This is a genomic window from Fontisubflavum oceani (assembly GCF_030407165.1).
GTDB lineage: Bacteria > Pseudomonadota > Alphaproteobacteria > Rhodobacterales > Rhodobacteraceae > Rhodophyticola > Rhodophyticola oceani.
Genome location: NZ_CP129111.1, coordinates 2783687 through 2807755, shown reverse-complemented (window position 1 = coordinate 2807755; position 24069 = coordinate 2783687). Strand labels below are relative to the sequence as shown.

Genomic DNA, 24069 nt, shown 5'->3' with positions numbered 1-24069 from the left:
CCGATTAAGCAGTGCTGGTGTGCTTCGCGAGGAACTTCTGCGCGAAATTGAGGCCTTGGTTGATGGCCTGGTCCATGTCCAGATACGCGTAGGACCCGCAACGGCCGACGAATTTCATCCGGTTTTCGTCCACAAGCTCGCCGTATCGGCGGTGGAGCGCACGGTTTTCGCCGCCCGGATCCTGGACCGGATAAAAGGGCTCAAAGTTGTTTTCTTCGGCCGAGCAAGGCTCTTCGAAGGTTAGGATGGTCTTGAGCGGGTTATCACCGTGACCGGGGTAGTTTTTCCATTCGGTCACGCGGGTATGCGGGCCGGTATGGGTAAAATTCACTGTCGGCACAGGTAGCGCACGCGGCAGCGGCAATTCTACATTGGTAAACTTGATCGATCTATACGGAAGGCGTCCATAGCGGTAATCAAAGAATTCGTCGATCGCCATAGAGTTGAACGTGAAATAATGCCCGTTCGGCATGTCATGTTCAAAAGCGGTGTTCAAGAGCACCGTGATCCGTTCATGATCGGCCATCCGTTCGGCAAAGGCAGAGTATCCTTCTTTTGGAAACCCTTGGAAATCGTCGTTGGGGAAATATTCGTCTGCCATCCCTTCGAGTTTGGGCAGACGCTCTAGAATATCGCTATCAACGCGGTCAAAGGCCGTTGCCCACATCTTTTCCGTGTAGCGGACAAAGAACGTCTCAAGCAGCTCGTCTTCGGAGAAGGCCGCCCGGGTCGCATCGTTCGGCGGAAAGGTGAAATACCCTTTGTCTTCGACATAGGCCTGAACCTTGTGGCGATAGGGCGTCCATTCGGCAAAATGCTGCACATATTCGGCCACGCGGGTGTTGCGTGTGTGAAAGATGTGTGGACCGTATTTATGGACGCGGATACCCGCCTCGTTGACCTCGTCATAGATATTGCCGCCGATATGAGGGCGGCGGTCGATGATCAGGATATCCCAGCCTGCGCGGGCCAATGTGTTGGCAATCGTCAGACCCGTCAGTCCTGCGCCGACGATCAGGATGCTGTTTGTGGAGGGGTTCGGCATGTCAAAACTCAAAAAAATAGGTGGCGCTGGAGGCGCGATGCGCCCTTAAGCTGATTTTCGTCCTGTTCGGTTGGCGGATGCTGGACCGTACCGGTCGCGCAAGGCATCGGCAATGAGGGGGCGGTCTTCGTGGCCAGCACTTTGGAAGCGCTCAATTTCTGCACCATCGGCGTATGCCAGACGGATAACCTCAACACCCTGAATTTCGAACAACAGGGTCGAGTAATGCCCCACCGCTGCGGCGGCAGGGTATTGGGGTTGATCCCCGAGCCTGGATACCGCGAGCTCCTTACGGTGCGCATAGTTGGCAAGAACCTTGTCACGGGGATGAGCGATGACGCGGTGCACATCATGTTCAGCAACCAGACGCTCAAAGAGCGACAGATACGCGTCACGGTCAACGATCCGGTCTTCGATCAGCGGCTGAGAGATAAAGACCGCCCCCGCATCCGATGCATGCCGGAACCGACCGGAATCCGCCGATTGGCACACAAGGCAGCGGTCTTCGATCTCTTTGAAATACCTCGCGTCTTGATCGATAAATACATAGGCCGCAGCGAGGCAATCAAGGTCGATTGCGCGCGGGTTGTCGCGCAACAGGCTCAGCGTGCCGGTACGCAGCGCGAGCAACCCAACTTGGGCCATGATCGATACGCGGTTCTTGAGCCGTTGCCAAAAGAGCCGCTTTGCGCCGGTCTGCAGTTCTTGGTCCAGCTGCGACAGTGACCCGTGCTGGACGAACACGATTTCTGCACCGCGCATGTGCAGAATTTGAACCAGCTTGCTGATCGGACGGCTGAAGTAATCAAAAACAAAAACGCGCGACCCGCTCCATTTGTCAGCGGCAAAGTCACTAATGTGGAATTGTTCGGCATCGATGGTGGCGTGGGGCTCTTGATAGGTCTCGATATAGATAATGGTCTCGGGCTTGATTGCAGCCTCAAGTGACAGAACGAAGTTGTTAAAATAATTCGGCTGATACATCAGAAATACGTTTCGCCGGGTAGTTTGGGGTTGGTTACTCATCGTCGCACTCTCAAAATCCCAGTTTGGCCCCTTGGGTTTTCTTGGCCTTGGGCGTTCTCCGCCCGCATCTCTTTCTCCAACGCTTCGATTTCAGCCTTTAGCGCTTTGTATTCCTCCCGCTTCCTAAGCAAGAATTTGCGCGTCATCTGTGCCTTTGTTGCGATACCTTCGGGTGTCAGGAGGTAGGCATAGCGCCGTTTGTCTTCACTGGATGTGAAATTACCCAGCTTAACCAGACCTTTGTCGACGAGCGCTTTCAGCACGTAGTGAACGCTTCCGGTGCTGATACCAACAGCATGCGCCAAATCGCGCTGGGACATTTCGGGGTTTTGCTCAAGAAATCGCAAAATGCGGAAGCGCACATCGTCTTGAAGTCTGTTTTGCCGGCCAGCCATTGTCAGCTTGGTGTATGGCTACCGCACAAGGACTGCCCTTGGCGTCTTGGTGATATGGCTCGGCTGGAATCAAACATCCCGCTCATGTTTGAGCGAATAGCAGCTTTCGGCGCTTGCGAAAAGCCCCAATGTCAAAAATGTTTGAGCGTGTCGCGCGCCTGGCTCGAGCACATTGTCTTGACGTCAGCAAGCACGGCATGGTGCGCGAGAACGTTGCTATAATCGCCTTGTTGCGCCTACGGTGTGTGTGGCGAAGGGGCATCGTCACCGTCAGCGCGTTCGGCCTGCTCGACAGCCTCTTCCATGCTGATCGTGTTGAGGACCAGATCAAACTGTTCCTGAATTTCTGGAGCGTGGCGGGCGATGAACTCGCGGACGGCGTAGTTTTCCATCAGCTTTTTCAGGTAGCCTTTGGCGACCACGAGGTTCAGCAACTCGGACCCATAGTTTTCTTCTGCGTGTTTGTACTTTTCCTGCACCTGGCTCATCTCGCGCTCGAGCTTGACGATCTGTTCCAGCGGGTCGCCCTTGGGCTGTTCCGGCTGCGGCGGCTTGTAGTCGGTGCGCTGTTCTGGTGGCGCGGCTTTCAGCAGAGCGTCTGCATGAGCGGCCGTGATCGTATTTGCCGCGATCATCAATTCGACTGCTTCGACCTGCTGCGCAGCCTTCATTTTGCGCTGGTGCCTCGTAACATCGGGTGTGAACTGATGGTCCTGCAGCAGCTCCACCGCCCGCGAGCAAATGCCGTGCAGCAAGTTGATTCGACTGTTGATGGTCGAGAGGTTCACGTTGAAAGCGCGCGCAAGCCGTTCCTTGCTGACGCCTTTGTCGATCGCGCGGCGCAGCATGTAATGCTCCTGCACCGTCGAGAGCCGATTGATCCGGTGATTGTAGGTGTAGGTCTCAAAATCCTTGGCGATCAGGCAGGGCGCGGTGTCCTGACCGAGCTCCTTCAGGGCCAGCACCCGCAAATTTCCATCGAGCAGCAGAAATCCGACCGCATCCGGGTCTGGCTTGATCACCGAGAGCGGCTCGATCAAACCGATTTCTCGGATCGAGGACACAATCTGCTTGAACTTGCGCGTGGTCATCACGCCGTCCGGGAACTTTTTCGAGGGCATCAACTCCTCGAGGGGGATCTGGAAAGTCTCGAGGTCAAACCCAAGGGTAAGGTTCAGCGGCGCTTTGGGATATGGCGCGTCGTTTTCATCACTGTCGGGCTGGGGGAAGGCCCCTGGGTAAAGCGGCTTCACTGTGCTGAGGTCATTCATGGGATTTTCCTTTCGGGTGTTCAGGCGGTTTCAATGCGATCGGCGAGATATTTCGGCAGGCTGTCGAGACCTTTGGCGCGCAGCAGCGTCACGAAATGTTCGTCAGCAAAAAGGCGTTTCAGGCCTTGGAGCACCAAAAGCAGCTGTTGGTGTGCATGATCGGCTTTCAGCATCAGCTTGTGCTGGCGGGCGACCTCACGCTGGTAGGTCTTGACCAGCGAGTGAGCCGAGTTCGGCAGCTTCGGGCGATCGCCACCAGTTTTCGGCCCCTTTTCGCGGCGTTTTTCGATTAGCCGCTTGGCATCAGTGATCTGGTACCCTTTCAGCTGGCCGGTCTTGTAGGCCTCTTCCAGCATGTCACCGAGGTTTTCATCGTCGTGCTTGGCGCGGGCGATTTCGAGCGCGGTGGTCAGCGGGATGGTGCCGTTCTGCACGGCTTCGATCAGGCGCTCCTCGCCTTTCTCGAGCAGAAAGACGATATCGCGTACATATTTCTCCGACAAACCCGTGCGCGTGATGATGTCGTCAATGCTGTAATCCCGCGCCAACAACAGTTCGATGTCTGCAAGGATTTCCAGCGGGCGGTGACCCCGCCGGGCAATGTTTTCGGCCAGCGACATGATGAAGGCGTCCTCATCGGTCACATTGACCACGAGCGCCGGGATATGGCTTTCACCAAGCAAGCGGAAAGCATTCAGACGCCCTTCGCCGCAGACTAGCAAATAGGCGGGCGCCCCATCTGCCCCCGCGCTCTGTCACGGTGATCGGCTTTTTCAGGCCGATTGAGCGGATGTTTTCAACGATCTCTTCAAAGACCTTCATGTTGCGGTCTCGAGAATTCAGGACCTCAATCCGGTCGATGGGAACGAGCGTGACGCTCTTGGGTGTGTCAGTCATCATATGCGTGGCATCCTTTTCCAGTAAAATTGTTCATGTTTTGTACTTTCGTTGATTTCTGTCATCCCACTCATCCTCCCCATTTCCGGCGAATGCCGACCCGCTCGGCCATTCCGTAGAAGAAGCCGAGGTCTTCAAACCGGAAGGCCTCGAAGGCGATGCTGGTGCGGATGCAAAGCCGGATTTCCTGCCGAGGCAGGTCAAGCCAGGGCAGCAGGTAATAATCGAGCTCGTCGCGGTTGTCGGGATCAAGCCGCACAGCCAGCGTGACGTCAGCCTGATAGCGCATCGGGTCAAACCGGATCCGCCAGCGCAGACGACCATCGCCCTGCGGCTGGCAGCGCGCCAGCACCAAGCTGACGACCATCTCATCGTTGATGGTCAGCAGGTCGGTCTTAGGGTCGCGCGCCACTGTGCCGCCCACCTCGGCAATTGCTGCCTCGGTCCGTGCAATGATCTCCGGGTGCATCCCACGCAGGCGCTTGTTCAGTGCAATGCGCTCCTGATCCCGGTCAGAGCGATAGCCAATCATCCCATAGGCCCGCGCCAGCGAGCCGAACCTGTTGCGATAGGCTGAAGAGGACGGCATGTCCGGCGTCTGGTCGATCAGCACGCCGGAAAGCTGACCCGCGTCGGCGTATAGCCGTTTCAGGTGATCCATCAGCTCTTCGTCTGAAAGGCGCGCTGACCGCGCGGTGATGATTTCCTGCGCGGTCAGGAAGAACTCGAGCGGCACAATCCCCTCGAAGGCGCCTTCCTTGCGCACCCACATTTCCGGTGGGTTGTCCACATGCAGCTTCTCAAGTTTAAAGGAGGAGCGGTTGTAGACATTGTTGCCGATGTACTTCTCGTTGGTTAGCACCGTGCGCACCGTGCCAGACGTCCAAGGCCGATCTAGATCGGTGGTCACGCCTTCCCCGTTCAGGCGGTCCGCAATCTCCCGGAAGGACAGATCCTCTTCAATCAGCCAGCGATACATCTTATTGACCCAGGCCACTTCCTCGTCGGGGCCGGGCATCAGAATGACGCGGTCGGTCTGCAGGGATTTGTGCTCGCCGCGCTTCAGCTCGCCTTTGACACTGCCACTTTCATCAACCAACACCCGGCGCAGCCCGAAACCCGCGGGGCCGCCCTGGCGAAAGCCCATTTCGATCAACCGGCATTGACCCGCAAAAACCTTGGCGGACAATTCGCGGCTGTACTCGCCAGCCATGGCACGCTTGACGCCTTTGACGATGGTCGAAACGGGCGAACCATCGTTTTCGAATTGCTCGGCGCAATAGGCGACCTGAATACCGGCCCGTCGGCAGATGTATTCGTAGTAGGCGCTTTCATCCGCGTCCTGAAATCGACCTCAACGACTGACGTCGTAGACCAGAATGATGTTGAAATCTGCCCGACCCGTTTCGACATCTTCGATCAACTGCTGCAGCGCGGCCCGGCCGCCGATGGAGAGCCCGCTTTTGCCGTCGTCGGCATAAGTCTTGACGATCTCGATGTCCCGCGCCTCGGCATATTCGCGGATCTTGTCGGACTGGTTCAGCGCGGAATACTGCTGATGCTCAGTCGACATGCGCACATATTGCGCCGCCTTGAACTCCACTCCGCTGCCGTCCAACTCACCCTCCAAAGGCTTCCAAGTCGGGTCGGACGTTTGCGTGACCGCGCGCAGCTATCAAGTCGCTCTTTGCGAGATTGTAGCAAGTTCAATAGCTTGATCGCTTTCCGCCTCGTTTCTGGTTAACCAGCACGGCACCAAATCTTGCATTTGTTCAGTATTGAGCGATAACCGGTGGTGGAATAGTTGGAAGGTTTGGTACATGACATTTCACGACCGTGGCACGACCTGGTTTCTGGCCCAGCTGAAACCCAACAGAGTGAAGATCGCCGAGCGCAATCTCAAGAGGCAGGGCTTCCGGACCTTCCTTCCTGTCGAAGAGGTCACCAAGCGGGTCAAATCGAAGTTCGTCACTGCCGAGCGCCCGATGTTTCCTGGCTACATCTTCGTGGCCTTCGACGTGACCAAAGGCGGTTGGCGTGCGATCAATTCAACGAATGGCATCACACGGCTCGTCAGTTTTGGCAAAGACCCAGCCCCTGTGCCGCTCGATATCATCTCAGGCCTGATGCTGCGCTGCGACGCGCAAGGCAAACTGATGTCGCCCAAGCTGCTGAAGCCGGGCGACCAAGTCGCCATGACCCATGGCCCCTTTGCCGATTTCGTGGCCGAGGTCGAGAAAATTGACCCCGACCGCCGCGTATGGGTCCTTATGGATCTCATGGGCAACAAAACCCGCGTCGCGGTGGATGCCGGGCAAGTTCGGGCGATTTGAGCGCAATCCCGTTTATCTCGGTAGGAATTGCCCCAACTTCGACAGGTTCTTGATCGCCAAGGTCATCGGCCCGCCTACGCCATTGCGGCGGATCGCGCGGTAGTCTTCAAGCGACTTGCGCTTGATCCGTCCGAAATCGCGGTTGCTCTCGCCGCCGAGCCGCATTTTGTAAAGCACCTCGGGGATATAGACCGACCGCGCGCTGAGCTGCGAAAAATACCGCAGGATGAAATCGTAATCCGCCGCAATCTGAAAGCCGGTGTCAAACATGCCGATTCGCTCATAGACCGATCTACGCAGATAAAGCGTGGGATGCGCCGGCATCCAGCCCCTCTTCAGCCGCTCTCGCGCAAACGGCCCGGTGGCCCACCGCCGGACAATGCGGGAAGTGTCTGACTGCGCGACATAGTCGAGATCGCTGAACACAGCTTCGACGGTCGGATCTTCGAACGCTGCGGCGATGCGAGCCAAAACGTCCGGATGCGCCAAAAAGTCATCACTGTGCAGGAAACCAACAACATCGCCGGTAGCCTTTGAAATCCCCTTGTTCAGCGCGTCGTAGATGCCCGTGTCCTGTTCACTGACCAACACCATCCGATCATGTGAAGCGGTTTCAATCGTCGCCAAAGACCCGTCCTTGGACTTGCCCTCGATGATGAGATGCTCAACGTCCGGATAGGTTTGGGAAGCCACGCTGGCGATGGCTTCGGCCACGGTGGTCTCGGAATTGTAAACGGCTGTAATGACGCTGATCTTCAAAGCAATATCCAGTATTCAAATGCGCTGCTTAGCTTGACCAGACCAGCGTGATCCCAATGTCATCGAATGCGCGATCTGATGAAAGCAGGTCAAGGCGTTCTTCCAGAGAAACTGCTGCAATCATTCGATCAAAAGGATCGCGATGCACCCAATCCAATCTGGCAGCAGTAGATGCCGCCGACGCCGTCAAAGGCAAAATTTCAAACCCATCTTCCACGGCGCGGCGATCTAGTATTTCTACATGTGAAGACATTTCGGGCCATTTTTTCCGAGCCGGACTTTCTGCCTGATTTCGTGGAAGGTAATTGTGGAAACGGCAATTCTCGAAGCGGTCAATATCCTGTAACGCGATTTGGATGGCAGTCGTGGGTCATCCGTGATCGCCATTGAAAAAGCGTTTGTGTCGAGCAAAAATGCTGTCATTCGCCTTCCCAGTCCCGCAACTCTTCTTGGCTCAGAGGCTCGAAGAAACAATCTGGCGGCGGGGAAATGAGGCTTTTCAAACCCCCGAGCTTAATTCTGGAAGGCCGTGCTGCAATCAATTCGGCATCAGGAATGCCATGCGGTGTGATCACAACCCGTTCGACTCGTGCGACCGCCTCTAGAAGCGTTGGTAGGTTTGCTTTTGCTTCGTGGACTGACGCTTGCAACCTCAACTCCTTTAGAGCCTGAGCTTAGCTAAAGTCAATTTGCTGGGCTGTCAATAATTTCCGCAGAACAGGCTAGCGTTTTCGCGGCAACCGCCAAAAGCCGACAAAGGCACGAGAGAGCGTTCGCCGCGAGTTGCGCCCGCTCCGCCACAAATCATTAGCGAAACCGACACTAGACACCAAATGAGCCCTTTTCTTTTGTTTCAAAGCTGTTTAGCGATGCTCGTCGACTTTCTGAGGTTGGCCGCCCCGCTGAAAGTCGATCTATAAAGGGTCAGCGTCTCTTTCTCACCGCCCTTCACGTTCCGGAATGCGGATTCGGAAATCGCAATCGTTCTAAGGGGAGAGATCTCGGTGCCTGCGCCCTATCTTCCGTTCTATTCGAGATCGTTGCAGTTTGTAGTTCAACACTTTCAGGCGTTGGGCTTCGCAAGTGTGCAAATTCCCTCGCGAAGTTCTTTATGACAGTGTCTTTTGACTGTTGGCCTGTTGCCATATCAAACAGGATTTGGGCAGGTGACGAGCACGATCTGAATGTGGCGGATTGTTTTGCGGTGCTTGCTGATGACATTGCCGGGCGGACCTGCGTCGGCACCAATAAGCAGCGGCCTGGAAATGAACATCCAATCGAAATCACGGTGTCGAGCGACCAGAGCATTTGCCGCGTGTCTTCAAGGCCGCGGCGCTCTGGGTATTTGCAGTGGTCGCGCTCATGTCCGGTGACACCATCGAGCTACAGTGTAACTTCTATGCCGTAGACGGTTACTTTGCCGTCGGCCAGAAGTCTTTCTGGGCTAGCCTTTGCACCCTGATCCCTGGCGTAGATGTCTTCGTATCGGAGTGTCATCTTCACCGAGATAGCTGCCAGTCGGCACCTCAATGAGAGTGAGGGCACTTTGCCGGGATTTTCCACGCGGTGGAATGCGCCGAGAGGAATGTAGACGCTTTGGTTTTCGGTCACGAGCTTTACCTCTTTATCGACTGTCACCTCAGCCGCACCTTCCACTACAACCCAGCGCCTGGCTCGGTGGTAGCGGCTTTGGAGGCTCAGGCTGGCGCCCGGATGGACCATGATGCTTTTGACTTGGAACCGGGAGCCCGTGACGACGCTTTCGTACCAACCCCGAGGCCGATAGTCGCGCGGTAGCGTCTGGCCTGAGAAACGCCTTGAGCGCGGCAACCGTTTTTTACATCCTGTGCACGGTCTTAGTGTGCGACCAGTACCGCATCGGGCATGGCCACCGCTACGATGTTGGTCAAACCGATCGTGACTAGCTGTTGTGCTGCGCTGGTGGCATGGAGGAGCGGGGCAAAGCAATCAATCGCCATCGCCGGGCCGGTCGTGACAACGGTCTTGTCGTCCGCATCTCCTTAGCGCCAGACCACACCCCAGTCTCCCAGGTCCGGCTAGGCACCGCTATAGAGGACGACTGAGAGATTGTCAGTGCGTTCCACACGGCGTAATCGATTGAGATAGACACCGTTCGTTCTTTACACGTCACGCCGCCCATGATCCCGTTCGGTGGAGCTGAAGAAGGACGATCGAAATGCCGTTGACGATGAACCGCGAGGTTTTCATTACCTGTGCTGTGACAGGATCGGGTGGAACGCAGGAGAAATCGCCCCATGTGCCGCGGTCGCCGGTGGAGATTGCCGACGGCGCGATCGCGGCCGCGAAGGCGGGGGCGGCGATTGTACATTGCCATGTGCGCGACCCGCAGACCGGGGGCCCGTCGCGCGATCTCGGCCTCTATCGCGAGGTGACGGACCGGATTCGCGCCTCTGACACGGATGTGGTCTTGAATCTGACCGCCGGGATGGGGGGCGATATGGTGTTTGGCTCGACCGAGGCACCCTTGCCGCTCAAAGCGGCCGGGACCGACATGGCGGGCGCGACCGAGCGGATGGCGCATATTGCGGAATGTCAGCCGGAGATTTGTACGCTCGATTGCGGCACGATGAATTTCGCGGAGGCGGATTATGTGATGACCAACACGCCCGGCATGTTGCGGGCGATGGGGCAGATGATGACCGATCTGGGTGTGAAGCCGGAGATCGAGGCGTTTGACACTGGTCATCTCTGGTTTGCCAAGCAGTTGGTGGCCGAGGGCATTCTGATCGCGCCAGCGCTTGTGCAGCTTTGTATGGGGGTGCCTTGGGGTGCGCCGAATGACCTCAATACCTATCTTGCGATGGTCAATAACGTGCCCGCCGATTGGCATTGGTCGGCCTTCAGTTTGGGCCGGGATCAGATGCCCTTTGTCGCTGCTGCGGTTCTGGCAGGTGGCAATGTCCGGGTCGGGTTGGAGGATAATCTGTTCTTGGACAAGGGCGTGCTGGCTACCAATGCGCAACTGGTCGCGCGGGCCGTAACGCTGATCGAGACGATGGGCGCCCGCGTGATCGGGCCGGAGGCGGTCCGCGCCAAATTGGGCCTGACCAAGCGAGCGCCCGTCTCATGAGGCGCGCCGGATTCGGCATTGATAGCAGTTATTCGCGGCGCTGCGGATATCGACAAACGCGATGTCTTTGCGTTCGAATAACGCGCGCGCGTATGCGGCGATCTGATCTGTCGTCACCACTTTGCCGGTGCCATAGACGATCCGTTCATCGGCGGAGTAACCCCGTATCAGGTATTCAGGCGCGCGAAGAATGGCAGGCGTCTTGTCCGATGGCTCTGCGCGGGCGCAAGACTCCGCGCAGAGGAATATCGGGCCGGTTTCTGCATAGGGATTCGTGGTTTCAAACGGTTTGTGTGCCAGGACCAGATAGTCTTGCCCCAATGGTGTTTCCTCCAGACAATGACGGCAGGGATAGCCATCGCCGCCAGACACATGACGCTCGACCGGCAAGTCATAGGCGTCGCGTCCCAGGTCGCGAATTTGGGCGACGGGTTCGGTCGGTAGAGCTAGAAATTCAATATCCATATCGGGTCTCCTTTGCGGCGTTTGTTGCGCGAATGCGGCGTGGGGCCGACCCGGAACATGCGGGAACGGAGCAATGACGGAGCGCAAAGCGGCAGTCATCGGGGGTGGGGTCATTGGCGGCGGATGGGTGGCACGATTCCTGCTGAACGGATGGGATGTGGCGGTCTACGATCCCGAACCGGAGGCAGAGCGTAAGATCCAAGAGGTCCTGCAGAATGCGCGCCGAAGCTTGCCAGCGCTCTACGACAGAGCGCTGCCAGACGAGGGGCACTTGGCGTTCCAAAGTGACTTCGGGGAGGCATTGGACGGGGCCGCTTGGGTTCAAGAAAGCGTGCCGGAGCGGTTGGAGCTAAAGCATCAGATCCATGCGGATCTGACGGCTCTCGCGCCACCGAATGCGATCATTGGCTCGTCCACATCCGGTTTCAAACCCTCGGAACTGACCGCGCAAGGCGCGCGGGTCATCGTCGCGCACCCGTTCAATCCGGTCTATCTCTTGCCACTTGTCGAACTGGTCGGCGAAGCGGGGCAATGCGCGGACGCGGCGGCGATCCTGCGTAGTGTCGGCATGTATCCCTTGATCGTCCGCAAGGAGATTGACGCCCATATCGCGGACCGGCTTCTGGAGGCAGTCTGGCGCGAGGCGCTGTGGCTGGTCAAAGACGAGATTGCCACAACCGAAGAGATTGACGAGGCGATCCGTATGGGCTTCGGCCTCCGATGGGCGCAGATGGGCCTGTTTGAGACCTATCGCGTGGCGGGCGGCGAAGCGGGGATGAAGCATTTCATGGCGCAGTTCGGCCCGGCGCTGGAATGGCCCTGGACCAAGCTGATGGATGTGCCGGATTTCACGCCCGAATTGGTTGATCTGATCGCGGGGCAGTCGGATGCGCAGTCGGGCCATCTGTCGATCCGCGCCTTGGAACGTCTGCGCGATGACAATCTGGTCGGCATTCTGCGCAGCTTGCGGCGAACCAAGAGCGGGGCAGGCGGGGTGATTGTGGATCATGAGGCCAGCTTGCCGCCGGTGATGGAGTCCGTCCTGCCGGTGACGGTTTTGCGCCAGGTGCCAGAGACATGGACGGATTATAACGGCCATATGAACGAGGCCCATTATCTGGAGGCTGGCGCACAAGCCAGTGATCGATTCATGGAAATGATCGGCGCCGATGCAGCCTACATCGCCAGCGGGCTGAGCTATTTCACTGTTGAAAACCACGTCCGATATCTGGCGGAGGTTCATGCAGGCGATGAGTTGAAGATCACCACGCAAGTGCTGGCAACCGAAGGGAAGAAGCTGCATCTGTTTCACAGCATGACCCGCGGAGACGGCACTTTGGCGGCGACAATGGAAACCTTTCTTCTGCATATGGATTTTCAGGCCCGCAAGAGCGTCGCGCCCCAAGGGGCCGTCGCGGAGGCGCTGGCGCAATACGCCGCCGCGCATCGCGGCTTGGCGATGCCGGATGGGGCCGGGCGGTTTGTGGGGCAACGGGCTGCACAATGAGCTTGTGACGGCAATGGGTGCGATGCCCGCAATGCGGCTCAGCAGACTGTCTAATAACCCGGGCCGAATTGCTTCTGACTTCCGCTGCAATACCCCGCGCAAACGTCGGCGAATGAACTGACCGCGCCACAGCGGCGAGAAGCGTCGGGTCATGTATGCGGTTCGTCATATGGCGCAGAAAAGCGGGGCCGCCAGGTGTCTAGTCGAGATCCGGGAAATAATCCGGCGGGGAGAGTGTGACCGCGTTCAGAGCGTCGCTCTGTGGTGTCAGCACGACAATTTCTGGTCCGAAAAGCCGGTTCGGATCGCCGGTGCCGTCGCGCCCAAGCGCCTGCAGTATGGCCAGTTCGCCCTGCGCCGCCGGGTCGTCGAAAGGGGCGGCGCCGATCCGGCCATTCATCAGCCCCCTTAGGACGGAGTGATTGGCATAGGTCGCATAGAGAAGCGGTGTTGGGCCGTCGCCAACGGCGATCAGCCCGACCGCGGCTTCAATGGCCGGAGCGCTGCCAATCAAGATATCTGTGTCCGGCGCGTCAGAGAGCGCCTCATAAACCAGCGCCAATTGCTCTGGCACACCGGTATCAGCGCCGTAAATGGTGCTGATCGTGACGGCACTATCGCCCAGCCCGGCCTGTAGCCCGTCCAGCAAGGGGGCCGTCCATCCCGACTCTGGCGGCCCGGTAATCAGGGTGGCGCTGAGCTCGCCTGACCCCGCCGGGTGCAGGTCCGCCATGTGGCGACCGAGATCCAGGCCCATATCATACCAATCGACCCCAACACGGCCACTCAGCGCGGGAGAGTGCAATTCATTGACCAGCGCATAGACCGGAACTTCATGCGCTGCGGTCGCAATTGCCCGCAGCAGGACGGGATGATCGGCACTGACCGCGCCGATCAAAATGGCGTTGGCGTCGCGTGCGACGCAATCGCTCAGTTGTGCGATCTGTGCGGCCCGCGCGTTATAGCCGCCAGCCTCCATCATGATCAGGTCCACCGCTTGACGATCGGCCTCTTGTTCCAACCCAAAACCGACGCTGAGCCAGTACTCATCCTTGAAATGCGGGACCAAGACGCAGAAGAGCGGGGTAGCGGATGCGGCAGATGCCCACAGACCCATCGCCAAACCCGCCCCTATCATTGCACGTCTCCATTGCGCGCCATACTGTTCCGCCGTGTTCCAGAGCCGTTTTGACACGCGTTTGATCCTGATCCTGTCTGCCATGGGCCTTCTGGCCGTAATGGTGGGTGTGGCCGCCGTGGTGGTCAATCGCTATGTGATCCAAAGCCATGACACCTTGATCCAAAGCAATTTGCCGCGAATACAACTGGCCAGCGAAATCGGCGCGGATGTTGAATTTGTTGGGACGGTGTCGACGGCGTTTGTGCGGGCCGATACACGGGCCGATCTCGATCGAATGGTCGCGCGGTTGGGCGACGCGGTGGATCGGATTGAGGCGGGGGCGTCCGTCTGTTGGAAGACGGGGAAGGCGCGGAAGATCCGGCAGATTTGCCAACCGAAGACAGCGCGGCTGAGATTTTGGACCGCATCGCGACGGTCGGGCGGCAATCGTTAGAGCTATCTGCGCGGGTCACAGCAGAACACGAGGCGCTTGACCGCGAGGGCGCGGCTTTTACCACGCTTGTCGGAGAAGAGATCGGGCTTGCGCGCCTGAGGGTCACTGCGACGATCGTCGGGCTCTATACCGGGGTTGATGGCGACCCCCGCCCAGTGCTGGACGATTTGGCCGACGAGTATTTCTTCGCGTTCGAGCGGTTGACCGAGTTGGGCCGATTGGTAGACGGCATGCGGCTCAAAACGCAATCGCTTCCTGCAATGATGACATCGGCGCGGCTCGAAGAGACGCATCGGGCGTTGGTGGTGCAAGTGGCAGATGCCGAACAGCGCCTCGGTTTCCTGTTATCTGACACGGCGCGTGGGACGGCGGCGCAGCATTTGGCAGCATATCGCGCGGCGCTGGCGCCCGGCGGGTTGGTCGCGGTGCAGCGAGAGCGCGTGCTCCTGGCCGATCGCTTGGTTGCGGAAAGCCGATTGCTAAACCGGCGCATTACGGCCTTGTCCAACCGCGCCCGCGTGGCACAGACCATTTCTCAAACGGCCAGCCTAGCGCGGGTCGAGGCGGTAAACCAGCGCGCGGCTCTGCTGACCACGGCCCTGATAGTCGGGGTTGCGCTTGCGGTTGGGCTGGCCGGGGTGTTGTGGATCTACGCGCGGCGCCGCCTCGTCTCGCGGCTTGGCGATGTCTCTCGTCAAATCGTTGCTGTGGCGCGTGGGGTTCACGACCAACCGGTGCCGATCACTGGGCGTGACGAGATTGGGCGGATGGAAAAGGCCCTCAACATCCTGCGCCGCCGGTCTGCCGAGGCGACACGTTTGCGGGCCAGTCTTGAGGAAGCCGTGATCGCGCGTACCGGCGATCTGGTGCGCGAGATGCAGGCCTCCGACACCGCGCGGGCCGATGCCGAAGCCATCGCGCGCAGCAAAACGGAGCTTCTGGCGCTTATGAGCCATGAAATCCGGACCCCCCTGAATGGGATAATCGGAATGCTCGGGTTGCTGGCCGCCGAAACCCAGGATGACGCGCAGGCCAAGCGCGTGCGGATCGCGCATCGCTCGGCCCGCGATCTTTTGGATATCAGCAATGAGTTGCTCAACTTCGCCGCCAGCGATGATGCCGAGAATGGCCCCCGCGACGTTCATTTCTTGCTCCGGGATTTGGTTGGGCAGTTGGAGCTTCAGTTGCGAACTCTGGCGGCGCCAAAGGAGTTGGAGGCGACAGTTGAGCTGATTGAGCCTGCACCGCATGTGCTGGTGGGCGATGTGGTCAAAATTCGCCAAATCCTCTCCAACCTGATTTCGAACGCGGTCAAATACACCGATGCCGGGCGTGTCTCGGTTCTGATCGATCATGGGATTTCGGAAGCGGATGGGCAGATCGTTTTATCGATAACCGTCGCCGATACCGGAGTTGGCATGTCTGAGGCGGCGCTGGCCGAAGCCTTCGATGCATATGCGCGCGCCACTGCTGCCCGGCAGTCCGGGATTGAGGGGATCGGTCTCGGCCTCGCCATTTCGCGGTCGCTCACGACGGCGCTTGGCGGTGCGCTTGACGTGCAAAGCGCGCCCAGCGTCGGCAGTCGGTTCACCTTATCGGTGCCGCTTGGCCTCGGCGATCCGGATCTGATCGTCAGGGAGGCTGATCTGGATGAGGCGGCGTTTGCAGGTCAGCGCCGAGTGTTGATTATTGATGATCATGCCGTCAACCGTCTGGTCGCCCGTGGCTACCTTGAAAAGATGGGGTGCGATGTGGTTGAGGCGGCGACCGGGCGGGCAGGGCTCGCCGCGGTGCTGGATGGGCCTTTCGATCTGGTTCTGATTGATCTCGACTTGCCCGACATGCCGGGGCAGTCGGTGGCCGAAGCGCTTTCCGATCAGCCTCAGGCCGGGCGTTTGGTGGCTCTGACCGCGCATCTGATCGAGGATACCGAGATGGAGCGAACTCGATTGGGCGTTTCCCGCATCCTAGCGAAACCGATTTCCCCGCGTGCGCTGGCCGATTGTCTGTCTGATGATCTGACCACGTATGCGGAACAGCCACGCGAGACAGTATCTTCCGACCCGGTCCTCGAAACCCTGCTGAGTGATAGGGTTGATCTGGGTGAGGAGACGACCGCTCGCATCGTGGCGGAGTTTCTGGCCGATCTGCCAAACGCCATTGACCGCATTCGCGATGCGTGCGCTGAAGATGGGGGATCATCTGACGATCTGGCCGCTGCCCGACGCGCGGCGGCGCATCGGCTAAAGGGCGCGGCATCGAATTTCCGATTGGACGCCTTATGCGATTTGATGCTGCGGATCGAGGCGGGCGACGAGGTATCCGACGCGCAACTCACCACCGCTGCGGAGGCTGCGGCGCGGCAATTGTCCGAGGCGGCAACCCAGTCCGGCCTTCACGTTGTGGCGGGGTCGACGAACCGATAGCCCTGGCCGTGCACGGTGAGAAGCCAGTCTGGTGTGGTCGCGTCCTCTTCCAGCTTTTTGCGGAGCCGCCCGACAACGACATCGATCATCCGGTCATTGGGCCGATCCGGATCGCGGCCAAGCATCTCCGAGAGCCGCCCACGGCTCAGCGTTTGACCGGGGTGGTCCGTGAGCGCCGTGAGCACCTCAAACTCCTGCTGCGTCAGCGTTTCAACGCGGCTGACGGAGACAAGCCGGCGTCGGATGCGGTCAAAGCGCCAAGGGCCGAACACATCCACCGGCGGCGGCCCTTCCGGGGCTTGGCCGATATCCGCGATACGCGCCAGAAGGTTCTTCACCCGCGCGGCCAATTCGCGTTTGTCGAACGGCTTGGTGACATAATCATCTGCGCCCATCTCCAGGCCGACGATTTTGTCGACCTGATCATCGCGCGCCGTTAGCAGGATGATCCCAACCCGGGAGGCCGCGCGCTGTTCACGCGTGATCGTCAGCCCATCCTTACCGCCGAGATTGATATCCACCAGCAACAGTTCTGCCGGGTCCCGGGCCAAGACGGCCTCCATCTCCTCCGCATTCGCGGCATCGCTGACGCGGTAGCCCTGGCCGCTGAGATAGGCGACGAGGCGCATCCGGGTGGTGCGGTCGTCTTCGACGACAAGGATATGGGGCAGGGGCGTCATGGTGTTTACAATTCTTCACATCTTCGTACACGCCGCCTTGACGTGCATCAACAGGGTGACAGGCGCTGCGGCGGTAAAATCAGGCAGAAAATATCAGAAAGAGCTAAGGAGGCTTCTCCCATGTCATTCCATCGTCCTACCCGCCGCGGGTTTATGCAGGGAGGGGCAGCGGCCTTCGGCGCTGCGACGTTGATGAACTCAACTGCGCTGGCATCGATCGACCCAAACTCCTTTAGCAACCGCACATTCCACGCCACCCACTATGGCCCGTTCGAGGCCGTGGTGCGTGATGGTCGGCTTATCGGCATCAACACGATGATGGAGCTGGACGCCCGCCCGACCGAGATGCTGACCCAAGGCGTCCTTGATCGGACCTATGATCGGAGCCGTATCGACTATCCGATGGTCCGGAAATCCTACCTGGAAAACTGGCAAACCGGTGACACCCGCCCGGAACTGCGGGGCGAAGAGCCTTATGTTCGGGTCGACTGGGACACAGCGCTCGATCTCACCGCAAAGGCCCTGCTCGACACCGCAACCAACTATGGCAATGAGGCGATCTTCAGCTCCTCCTATGGTGGCTGGAGCCATGCGGGTGTCATGCGGCCCAATGTGCTGCAAGGGCGGCTTCTGAATCTCATGGGCGGCTGCACCAACACGCAAGGCGACTGGTCCGCCGGGGCATCGCAAATCGCCCTGCCACGGGTCATCGGCGATATGGAGGTCTACTCTCCGCAATCCGCTTGGGAGACGATCCGCGACAATACCGAGGTGTTCCTGCTTGTCGGCTGTGACCCGATCAAGAACAATCGCGTCGAATTCCGCGTGGCCGATCACGGCATGTATGCACCTTGGGAGATGATCCGCGACGCAGGCGTCCGCTTCATCTCGATCAACCCACAGCGCACGGCGACCGATGATTACCTAAACGCAGAATGGATGCGCATCATCCCCAACACCGATGTCGCGCTGTTCTTGGCGATGGCCTATCACGTGCTCGATCAAGGTCTCGAAGACCGCGCGTATATGGAGCGTTACACCGTCGGCGCGGATCGCTGGATCGCCTATGTCCAGGGCGAGGGCGAAGACGCAACGCCGAAAACCCCGGAATGGGCCGCCGCGATCACCGGCATCGACGCCGATGAGATCCGGGCGCTGGCCGAGCTTCTGGCAACCTCAACCACCTCGATTGCTGGCGCTTGGTCGCTGCAACGGGCACAGCATGGCGAGATGACCCACTGGGCCATCGTCAACTTCTCCGCACTCACGGGGCAAATCGGGCGGCCGGGCAGTGGTGTCGGCTTTAGCTGGCACTATGGCAATGGCGGCATGCCGCAATCGGGCCAGGCCACGCCAACAGGGCTGAGCCAGGGCCGAAACTTTGTGCGCGGCACCTGTCCGGCCGGTCGGATCACCGACATGCTGGAAAACCCAGGGATGGAGTTCACCTATAACGGCAACCCGGGCGTTTATCCCGAGGTTCACATGATCTTCAACGCTGGCAACAACTTCATGTCGCACCAGCAGGACACCAACCGGCTGATCCGGGCGCTGGAAACCGTCGACACGATTGTCAGCGTCGATGTCTGGTGGACGGCGGCGACCCGGTGGGCCGATATCGTGCTGCCCGCGTCGTCTTCGCTGGAACGTGACGACATCACCTCGGGCGGAACCTATTCCAATGACCGGGTCTATGCGATGAAGAAAGTCATCGAACCGGTGGGTGAAAGCCGTTCGGATTACGAGATTTTCGAGGGCCTCGCCGACAAGCTGGGCCTTTGGGCGCAGTTCACCGATGGCGAAGAGTTCATGACCCATATTCGGGCAGCCTATGAACGGTCCTCGGCAGCCGATGAAATCCCGTTCGAAGAGTTCTGGGAAAAAGGCTATGCCCGGATGGAGGTGCCGGACGAAGCCCGCGCTTGGGTTCGGCACAGCGCCTTTATCGACGACCCGGAAGGCAATCCGCTGCACACGACCTCGGGCCGGATCGAGATGTATTGCGAAGACATCGCCGCGATGGAGATCGACGATTGCCCGGGCATGCCGATGTGGATGGAGAAGCACGAATATCTCGGCAATGCCGAGCCTGGGCAACTCCACGTCGTGTCGCCACACCCGTGGTTCCGGCTGCACAGCCAGATGGACCAATCCGAGAGCTTGCGCGACCTTTATAAGGTCCAAGGCCGGGAACCGGTGCGGATCAACCGGCAGGATGCCGAAGAACGCGGCATTGCCGATGGCGACCTGGTCGAGCTCTATAACGACCGTGGCACGGTCATCGCCGGCGCCGTTCTCAGCGATGAGATCATGCCGGGGGTTGTGTCGATCTACGAGGGTTGCTGGCCGCAACTCGATGGTCAAGGCCGGTGTAACTCGGGGCTGGTGAACTTCATCACCTCGACGCAACGCGCCTCGGGTCTCAGCCAGGCCAACTCGGCCAACACGGTGCTCGCCTCGCTGCGGCGTTGCGAAGATCCCGAGGGGCCGAACATGGCCTATGAGAAGCCCGATATCGTCGAGATGGATGAGGTGGCCTTTGCCGCGCCGGATTACGACGATCTGGGTCTCGACCGCCTGTATGATCTGACCGACGCCCTCTATGCCGATATGGAGCCTGCCGAACGTCTGTTCTACGAGCGGTGCACGGTCTGCCACGGGCCGCGTGAACCCCACCATTTCACGCAGTTGCAATGGCGCGGCATCACGCCCTCGATGTTCCCGCGGGCGGGTCTGGATGAGGAAGAGGCCGCGATGGTCACCGACTATCTGATGCGCCACGCCTCCGACGCGCCGAACTAAGGCGTCGACATCTCCGGGCCGGGCGATCCTCTTCTTGGGTTGCCCGGCCCATCCTCTCTTCCCATCCACCTTTGATTCTCGGAGTTTTCTCATGGATGGCACGTTTGTTTCTTGCGGGTGCTGTGACGATGCCCCGGCGAAGACAAGAGCAAGCCTCATGTCAGTGGCGGACGCGGTTGCGTTGGCGCTTTGCGACATTGCCCCGGTGGCGGGCCGTGAGCTTCGGTCTCTGGGCGACGCCCTCGGGCGCGTGACGGTCGACCGGATCGACGCGCCGGGGCCGTTGCCCCGCTTCGACAGCGCGGCGATGGATGGTGTCGCGCTCCGCACGGCTGATCTCACGCAAGCCTCCGACCTGCCATTGGCTGGCACCATTGCCGCCGGAGATGGCCCGTCGGATTTGCCCGCCGGGCGTGCGATGCAGATTTTCACCGGCGCGCCGGTGCCGCGCGGTGCCGATGCGGTGGTGATGATTGAGCGCTGCCGGATTTCCGACGATCATGTCCATCTCGATCACCCGCCCGCGCCGGGGGACAACATCCGGCCCTTGGGCAGCGATCAAGCGCCGGGCCAAGTCCTTATCGAGGCCGGAACCCGGCTCACGCCGCATCATATCGGTCTGTTGGCCGCCAATGGCGTGACTGAGGTCGCTCTCCGGCGGAAACCACGGATCGCGGTCTTCTCGACCGGCGATGAACTGACCGAAGGCGCTTGCGCAGGGGGCAGATCAACGATGCCAATCGGCCTATGCTTCTGGCCCTGATCCGCGCCGCCGGGGCCGAGGCCGTGGATGCCGGTGTCATCCCCGATGATCTTGCGGCAAGCGCCAAGGCCTTGGACCGTGTCGCGCCGAACGTGGATCTGATCGTGACGTCGGGCGCGGTCTCGATGGGCGGCAAAGACCATCTGCGCGCTGCCTTGGATGCGGCGGGGGGTGCGGTTCGTGGCTGGCGCGTCGCCATAAAGCCCGGCAAGCCGGTGCTTTTCGGACGCATCGGGGAGGCGGCTTATACCGGTCTGCCGGGGAACCCATTCGCGGTGCATGTGGGCTTTCACCTCTTCGTCGCGCCGCAGATCGCCCGCTTGTCCGGCGCCACGCCCAGGGCTTTCGCAACCATCCCGGCGCGTGCAGGTTTCGATTGGACCCGCAAACCGGGCCGGGCCGAGGTCTTCCCTGTGCGCCTCCTGCGCTATGACGAAACTGGCCTGCCCGTGTTGGAGCGCCTTGGCCGCAGCGTCTCGGGCACGCTTCTGCCACTAAGCGGCGCAGATGGCCTGGCGATGGTTCCGGCAGAGACATGCGACCTGCGCTCAGGCAACGCGCTGCGCTGGCAGCCGTTTTCCCAAGGAGATATCCAATGACCGATATTCAACTGGCCGCGATCCGGTTCGAAACCGATGATGTCGACGCATTGCTCCGCGATGTGGCCGCCGCGTTGACCGCCGAGCGTCTTGCGGTGCGCGGGGTCTTGCAGAGCCGGGGTCAGGTCAGCGGCGACTGCCATTGCGCCGATATGGATTTGACCAGCATCGGCACCGGGCAGGTGTTTCGGATTTCCCAACCGCTTGGCAACGGCTCGCGCGGCTGCCGCCTCGACCCCGGGGCTTTGGCTGAATGTTCGGCCCATCTTGAAGCCGAACTGGCTGCAGGTGCCGATCTGTTGATCCTCAATCGCTTTGGCCGTGGCGAAAGCGAAGGGCGCGGCTTCCGCGACTTGATCTTTACGGCTTTGGCGCGTGGCGTGCCCGTTTTGACCGCCGTGCGCCCAACCTATGCCGACGCTTGGGCCGCCTTCGGCGGCGGGGCGGCGACGGATTTGCCGATGCATCGTGACGCCGTTTGTGACTGGGCGCATCGCGCCATGGCGGTACGTCATGCCGCTTGATAGCGCACCAATGCCGCTGATCGACCGGTTTGGACGCCGTGTGACCTATCTTCGGCTGTCGGTGACCGACCGGTGCGATCTCCGCTGTACCTATTGCATGGCAGAGAAGATGGTGTTCTTGCCAAAACGCGATCTCTTGAGCCTGGAGGAATTGGCACGTTTGTCGCGCGTCTTTATCCGCCACGGCGTCCGCAAACTGCGCATTACGGGCGGTGAGCCGCTGGTGCGCCGCGATGTGATCGATCTGTTTCGCGATCTCGGGCGGGACGTGCGGCGGGGCGATCTGGATGAGGTGACGCTGACCACAAACGGGACGCAACTCGTCCGCCATGCCGAAGCGCTCGCGGCGGCGGGGGTGCGGCGGGTGAATGTCTCGCTCGATACGCTCGACCCGGCGCGGTTTCGATCTGTGACCCGGCTTGGCACGCTTGCGACCGTGTTGGCCGGGATCGATGCGGCCTTGGCGGCGGGTCTTTCCGTGAAGCTCAACGCGGTTGCCAGCCGTGGCGCTTTCCAGGCGGAGCTTGATGATCTGATCCTGTTTGCCCATGGGCGCGGCATGGATTTGACGTTGATCGAAGAGATGCCCGCAGGCGATACCGGGTCGGATCGGGCGGATCGGGCGCTGTCTCTGACAGAGGTGCAGCGCGATCTGGCGCAGCGTTGGACGCTGGAGCCGCTGCGCGCCACCACGGGCGGGCCGGCCCGATTTGTGCGTCTCCGCGAAACCGGCGGGCGGCTTGGATTTATATCGCCGATGTCCTGCAATTTCTGCGCACTTTGTAATCGGGTGCGGGTCAGCTGCACCGGGCAGCTTTATCCTTGCATGGGCGACGAAGGCGCAGTCGATCTGCGCGCACCACTCCGCATCTCCGACCAAGCTGTGCTTGCCGCGATCCGAGAGGCGTTGGAGCACAAGCCGCAACGCCACCGGTTCGATGCTACGGCCATGAACAGCCCGACCTTGGCGCGTCATATGTCGGCGCTTGGTGGGTAGTCTATTGGTATCGATTTGGAACGGATCGCGCCATCGTCTGGATGAGGGCCGTTGTTTCAAAGACGCGGATTGATGCGCGTCAATCCGTTGTTCGGACCGCCAGGTTAACTTGCGGTCATGGGCCGTTTCTCGGGTATTTACGAGCTTTTGGAAAGGGCTGCGGGTGCGTTGTCGGAGGCCGCCGTTCATCTCGGCTGCGTGGGATAGCGCCATGCGCCTGTGTGAGATCATTCGGCCTTGCGAGATGCCTCAAAAATCGCGGCGCCATCATTGTTGGAGAAGAGGAGACGGAGCATGAAACCGACAATCACTTGGGTCCTTCTCGCGGATGCGCAATCCGCGCGGATCGTGATGAATGCGGGGCCGGGGAAAGGGTTTGCTGATGTGCCCGGCAAGCAGTTCAAAGCTGCACCGCCGACAGATTACGCCGACACGCCGGGGCAGGGGCAAAGCAGCCATGGGCCGGGCCGCGCAGCGATGACACGGCGTGATCCGAAAGCGGCAGCCGCCAAGGCCTTTGCCAAGAGGCTTGCCGATGATCTCGCCGAGGGTCAACGTGCCGGGCATTTCGCGCGCCTGGTGCTTGTGGCCGGGCCGCAGATGTTGGGCGATTTGAGAGAGGCGTTGAGCCCGCCAGTGCGAGCGGCGCTTTTGGGCGAGTTGGACAAGACCTTGACCGAGGTCGCGCTTGCCGATCTGCCCGAGCATCTCGCCGATATACTTGCCAGTTGAACCCGCATGAGGGCTGGCGCTCAAGTGCCTTTGGGATCGGTCATTGCTCGGCAAAAATCTGTACCGGTCCCGCAGTGCCCGATTGACAGAGATTAATGACGACTGCGGATGGTCTGCCACTCTTTCCGATGAGGAGGAGACCATGATCGAAACAGGTTCGAA

At 59.9% G+C, this 24069-nt stretch carries 24 protein-coding genes and 1 pseudogene; 11 read left to right on the top strand and 14 right to left on the bottom strand.

Annotated elements, in window-relative coordinates:
- Positions 1 to 4: 4 nt before the first annotated feature.
- From QTA57_RS14290 to QTA57_RS18440, 7 genes are all read right to left on the bottom strand, one after another.
- Positions 5 to 1045 (bottom strand): FAD-dependent oxidoreductase, encoded by a 1041-nt coding sequence (locus QTA57_RS14290; RefSeq protein ID WP_290152105.1) that lies wholly within the window; start codon positions 1043 to 1045, stop codon positions 5 to 7.
- A 45-nt stretch (positions 1046 to 1090) separates the two neighbouring features.
- On the bottom strand, positions 1091 to 2029 hold the full coding sequence (locus QTA57_RS14285; RefSeq protein WP_290152104.1) for a hypothetical protein: 939 nt from the start codon (positions 2027 to 2029) through the stop codon (positions 1091 to 1093).
- Between the two features lie 38 nt (positions 2030 to 2067).
- Positions 2068 to 2466 (bottom strand): MarR family EPS-associated transcriptional regulator, encoded by a 399-nt coding sequence (locus QTA57_RS14280; RefSeq protein ID WP_290152103.1) that lies wholly within the window; start codon positions 2464 to 2466, stop codon positions 2068 to 2070.
- Positions 2467 to 2702: 236 nt separating this feature from the next.
- A complete protein-coding gene (locus tag QTA57_RS14275; RefSeq protein WP_290152102.1) occupies positions 2703 to 3737 on the bottom strand; it encodes a plasmid partitioning protein RepB C-terminal domain-containing protein in 1035 nt (344 codons plus the stop codon).
- A gap of 20 nt (positions 3738 to 3757) precedes the next feature.
- Positions 3758 to 4420, bottom strand: coding sequence for a ParB/RepB/Spo0J family partition protein (locus QTA57_RS14270; RefSeq protein WP_290152101.1), 663 nt, complete (start codon positions 4418 to 4420; stop codon positions 3758 to 3760).
- A gap of 284 nt (positions 4421 to 4704) precedes the next feature.
- Positions 4705 to 5847 carry a recombinase family protein gene (locus QTA57_RS14265; protein WP_330696694.1) on the bottom strand — a complete coding sequence of 381 codons (1143 nt, stop codon included), beginning with the start codon at positions 5845 to 5847 and terminating at the stop codon, positions 4705 to 4707.
- 141 nt (positions 5848 to 5988) lie between these two features.
- Positions 5989 to 6252 (bottom strand): recombinase family protein, encoded by a 264-nt coding sequence (locus QTA57_RS18440; RefSeq protein ID WP_330696693.1) that lies wholly within the window; start codon positions 6250 to 6252, stop codon positions 5989 to 5991.
- A gap of 202 nt (positions 6253 to 6454) precedes the next feature.
- Between QTA57_RS18440 and nusG the strand changes: the two genes are divergently transcribed.
- Positions 6455 to 6967 carry a transcription termination/antitermination protein NusG gene (gene nusG / locus QTA57_RS14260; RefSeq protein WP_290152100.1) on the top strand — a complete coding sequence of 171 codons (513 nt, stop codon included), beginning with the start codon at positions 6455 to 6457 and terminating at the stop codon, positions 6965 to 6967.
- Positions 6968 to 6979: 12 nt separating this feature from the next.
- On the opposite strand, the gene QTA57_RS14255 is transcribed toward nusG, so the two are convergent.
- The 4 genes and pseudogenes from QTA57_RS14255 to QTA57_RS14245 all read right to left on the bottom strand — a co-directional run.
- Complete coding sequence (locus tag QTA57_RS14255; protein ID WP_290152099.1) at positions 6980 to 7726, bottom strand: glycosyltransferase family 2 protein; 747 nt, start codon at positions 7724 to 7726, stop codon at positions 6980 to 6982.
- Positions 7727 to 7754: 28 nt separating this feature from the next.
- Positions 7755 to 7979, bottom strand: a complete 225-nt coding sequence (locus QTA57_RS14250) for a type II toxin-antitoxin system VapC family toxin (protein ID WP_290152098.1) — start codon at positions 7977 to 7979, stop codon at positions 7755 to 7757.
- Positions 7980 to 8145: 166 nt separating this feature from the next.
- Positions 8146 to 8376 carry a type II toxin-antitoxin system Phd/YefM family antitoxin gene (locus QTA57_RS18655; protein ID WP_407933480.1) on the bottom strand — a complete coding sequence of 77 codons (231 nt, stop codon included), beginning with the start codon at positions 8374 to 8376 and terminating at the stop codon, positions 8146 to 8148.
- Between the two features lie 799 nt (positions 8377 to 9175).
- Positions 9176 to 9851, bottom strand: a pseudogene (locus tag QTA57_RS14245) (cupin domain-containing protein); the annotation flags it as partial.
- 72 nt (positions 9852 to 9923) lie between these two features.
- Between QTA57_RS14245 and QTA57_RS14240 the strand changes: the two are divergent.
- Positions 9924 to 10838: a BKACE family enzyme gene (locus QTA57_RS14240; RefSeq protein ID WP_290152097.1), complete on the top strand. Its 915-nt coding sequence runs from the start codon at positions 9924 to 9926 to the stop codon at positions 10836 to 10838.
- On the opposite strand, the gene QTA57_RS14235 is transcribed toward QTA57_RS14240, so the two are convergent.
- Positions 10833 to 11303 (bottom strand): DUF1203 domain-containing protein, encoded by a 471-nt coding sequence (locus QTA57_RS14235; protein ID WP_290152096.1) that lies wholly within the window; start codon positions 11301 to 11303, stop codon positions 10833 to 10835. The genes QTA57_RS14240 and QTA57_RS14235 overlap by 6 nt on opposite strands.
- A 73-nt stretch (positions 11304 to 11376) precedes the next feature.
- On the opposite strand from QTA57_RS14235, the gene QTA57_RS14230 reads away from it, so the two are divergent.
- Positions 11377 to 12810 (top strand): carnitine 3-dehydrogenase, encoded by a 1434-nt coding sequence (locus tag QTA57_RS14230; protein WP_290152095.1) that lies wholly within the window; start codon positions 11377 to 11379, stop codon positions 12808 to 12810.
- Between the two features lie 199 nt (positions 12811 to 13009).
- Here QTA57_RS14230 and torT read toward each other — a convergent pair whose 3' ends face one another.
- Positions 13010 to 13948, bottom strand: a complete 939-nt coding sequence (torT, locus tag QTA57_RS14225; RefSeq protein ID WP_290152093.1) for a TMAO reductase system periplasmic protein TorT — start codon at positions 13946 to 13948, stop codon at positions 13010 to 13012.
- A 34-nt stretch (positions 13949 to 13982) separates the two neighbouring features.
- Here torT and QTA57_RS14220 point away from each other — a divergent pair, with 34 nt between their 5' ends.
- Positions 13983 to 14384 (top strand): hypothetical protein, encoded by a 402-nt coding sequence (locus QTA57_RS14220; protein ID WP_290152092.1) that lies wholly within the window; start codon positions 13983 to 13985, stop codon positions 14382 to 14384.
- The gene (locus tag QTA57_RS14215; RefSeq protein ID WP_290152091.1) at positions 14282 to 16810 is read left to right on the top strand and encodes an ATP-binding protein; all 2529 of its coding nucleotides are present in this window, start codon (positions 14282 to 14284) and stop codon (positions 16808 to 16810) included. The genes QTA57_RS14220 and QTA57_RS14215 overlap by 103 nt, the downstream gene beginning before the upstream one ends.
- Here QTA57_RS14215 and QTA57_RS14210 read toward each other — a convergent pair.
- On the bottom strand, positions 16780 to 17490 hold the full coding sequence (locus QTA57_RS14210) for a response regulator (protein WP_290152090.1): 711 nt from the start codon (positions 17488 to 17490) through the stop codon (positions 16780 to 16782). The genes QTA57_RS14215 and QTA57_RS14210 overlap by 31 nt on opposite strands.
- Before the next feature lie 120 nt (positions 17491 to 17610).
- Between QTA57_RS14210 and QTA57_RS14205 the strand changes: the two genes are divergently transcribed.
- From QTA57_RS14205 to QTA57_RS14180, 6 genes are all read left to right on the top strand, one after another.
- Positions 17611 to 20292: a molybdopterin-dependent oxidoreductase gene (locus QTA57_RS14205; protein WP_290152089.1), complete on the top strand. Its 2682-nt coding sequence runs from the start codon at positions 17611 to 17613 to the stop codon at positions 20290 to 20292.
- 157 nt (positions 20293 to 20449) lie between these two features.
- A complete protein-coding gene (locus QTA57_RS14200) occupies positions 20450 to 21055 on the top strand; it encodes a molybdopterin-binding domain-containing protein (protein ID WP_290152088.1) in 606 nt (201 codons plus the stop codon).
- Positions 21040 to 21654, top strand: coding sequence for a molybdopterin-binding protein (locus tag QTA57_RS14195; protein WP_290152087.1), 615 nt, complete (start codon positions 21040 to 21042; stop codon positions 21652 to 21654). The genes QTA57_RS14200 and QTA57_RS14195 overlap by 16 nt, the downstream gene beginning before the upstream one ends.
- Entirely contained in the window at positions 21651 to 22178 is a 528-nt protein-coding gene (locus QTA57_RS14190) for a DUF2478 domain-containing protein (protein WP_290152086.1), read from the top strand. The genes QTA57_RS14195 and QTA57_RS14190 overlap by 4 nt, the downstream gene beginning before the upstream one ends.
- Positions 22168 to 23175, top strand: a complete 1008-nt coding sequence (gene moaA, locus QTA57_RS14185; protein ID WP_290152085.1) for a GTP 3',8-cyclase MoaA — start codon at positions 22168 to 22170, stop codon at positions 23173 to 23175. Before QTA57_RS14190 ends, moaA begins: the two co-directional genes overlap by 11 nt.
- Positions 23176 to 23469: 294 nt before the next feature.
- The gene (locus QTA57_RS14180; RefSeq protein ID WP_290152084.1) at positions 23470 to 23907 is read left to right on the top strand and encodes a host attachment protein; all 438 of its coding nucleotides are present in this window, start codon (positions 23470 to 23472) and stop codon (positions 23905 to 23907) included.
- Positions 23908 to 24069 lie beyond the last annotated feature (162 nt).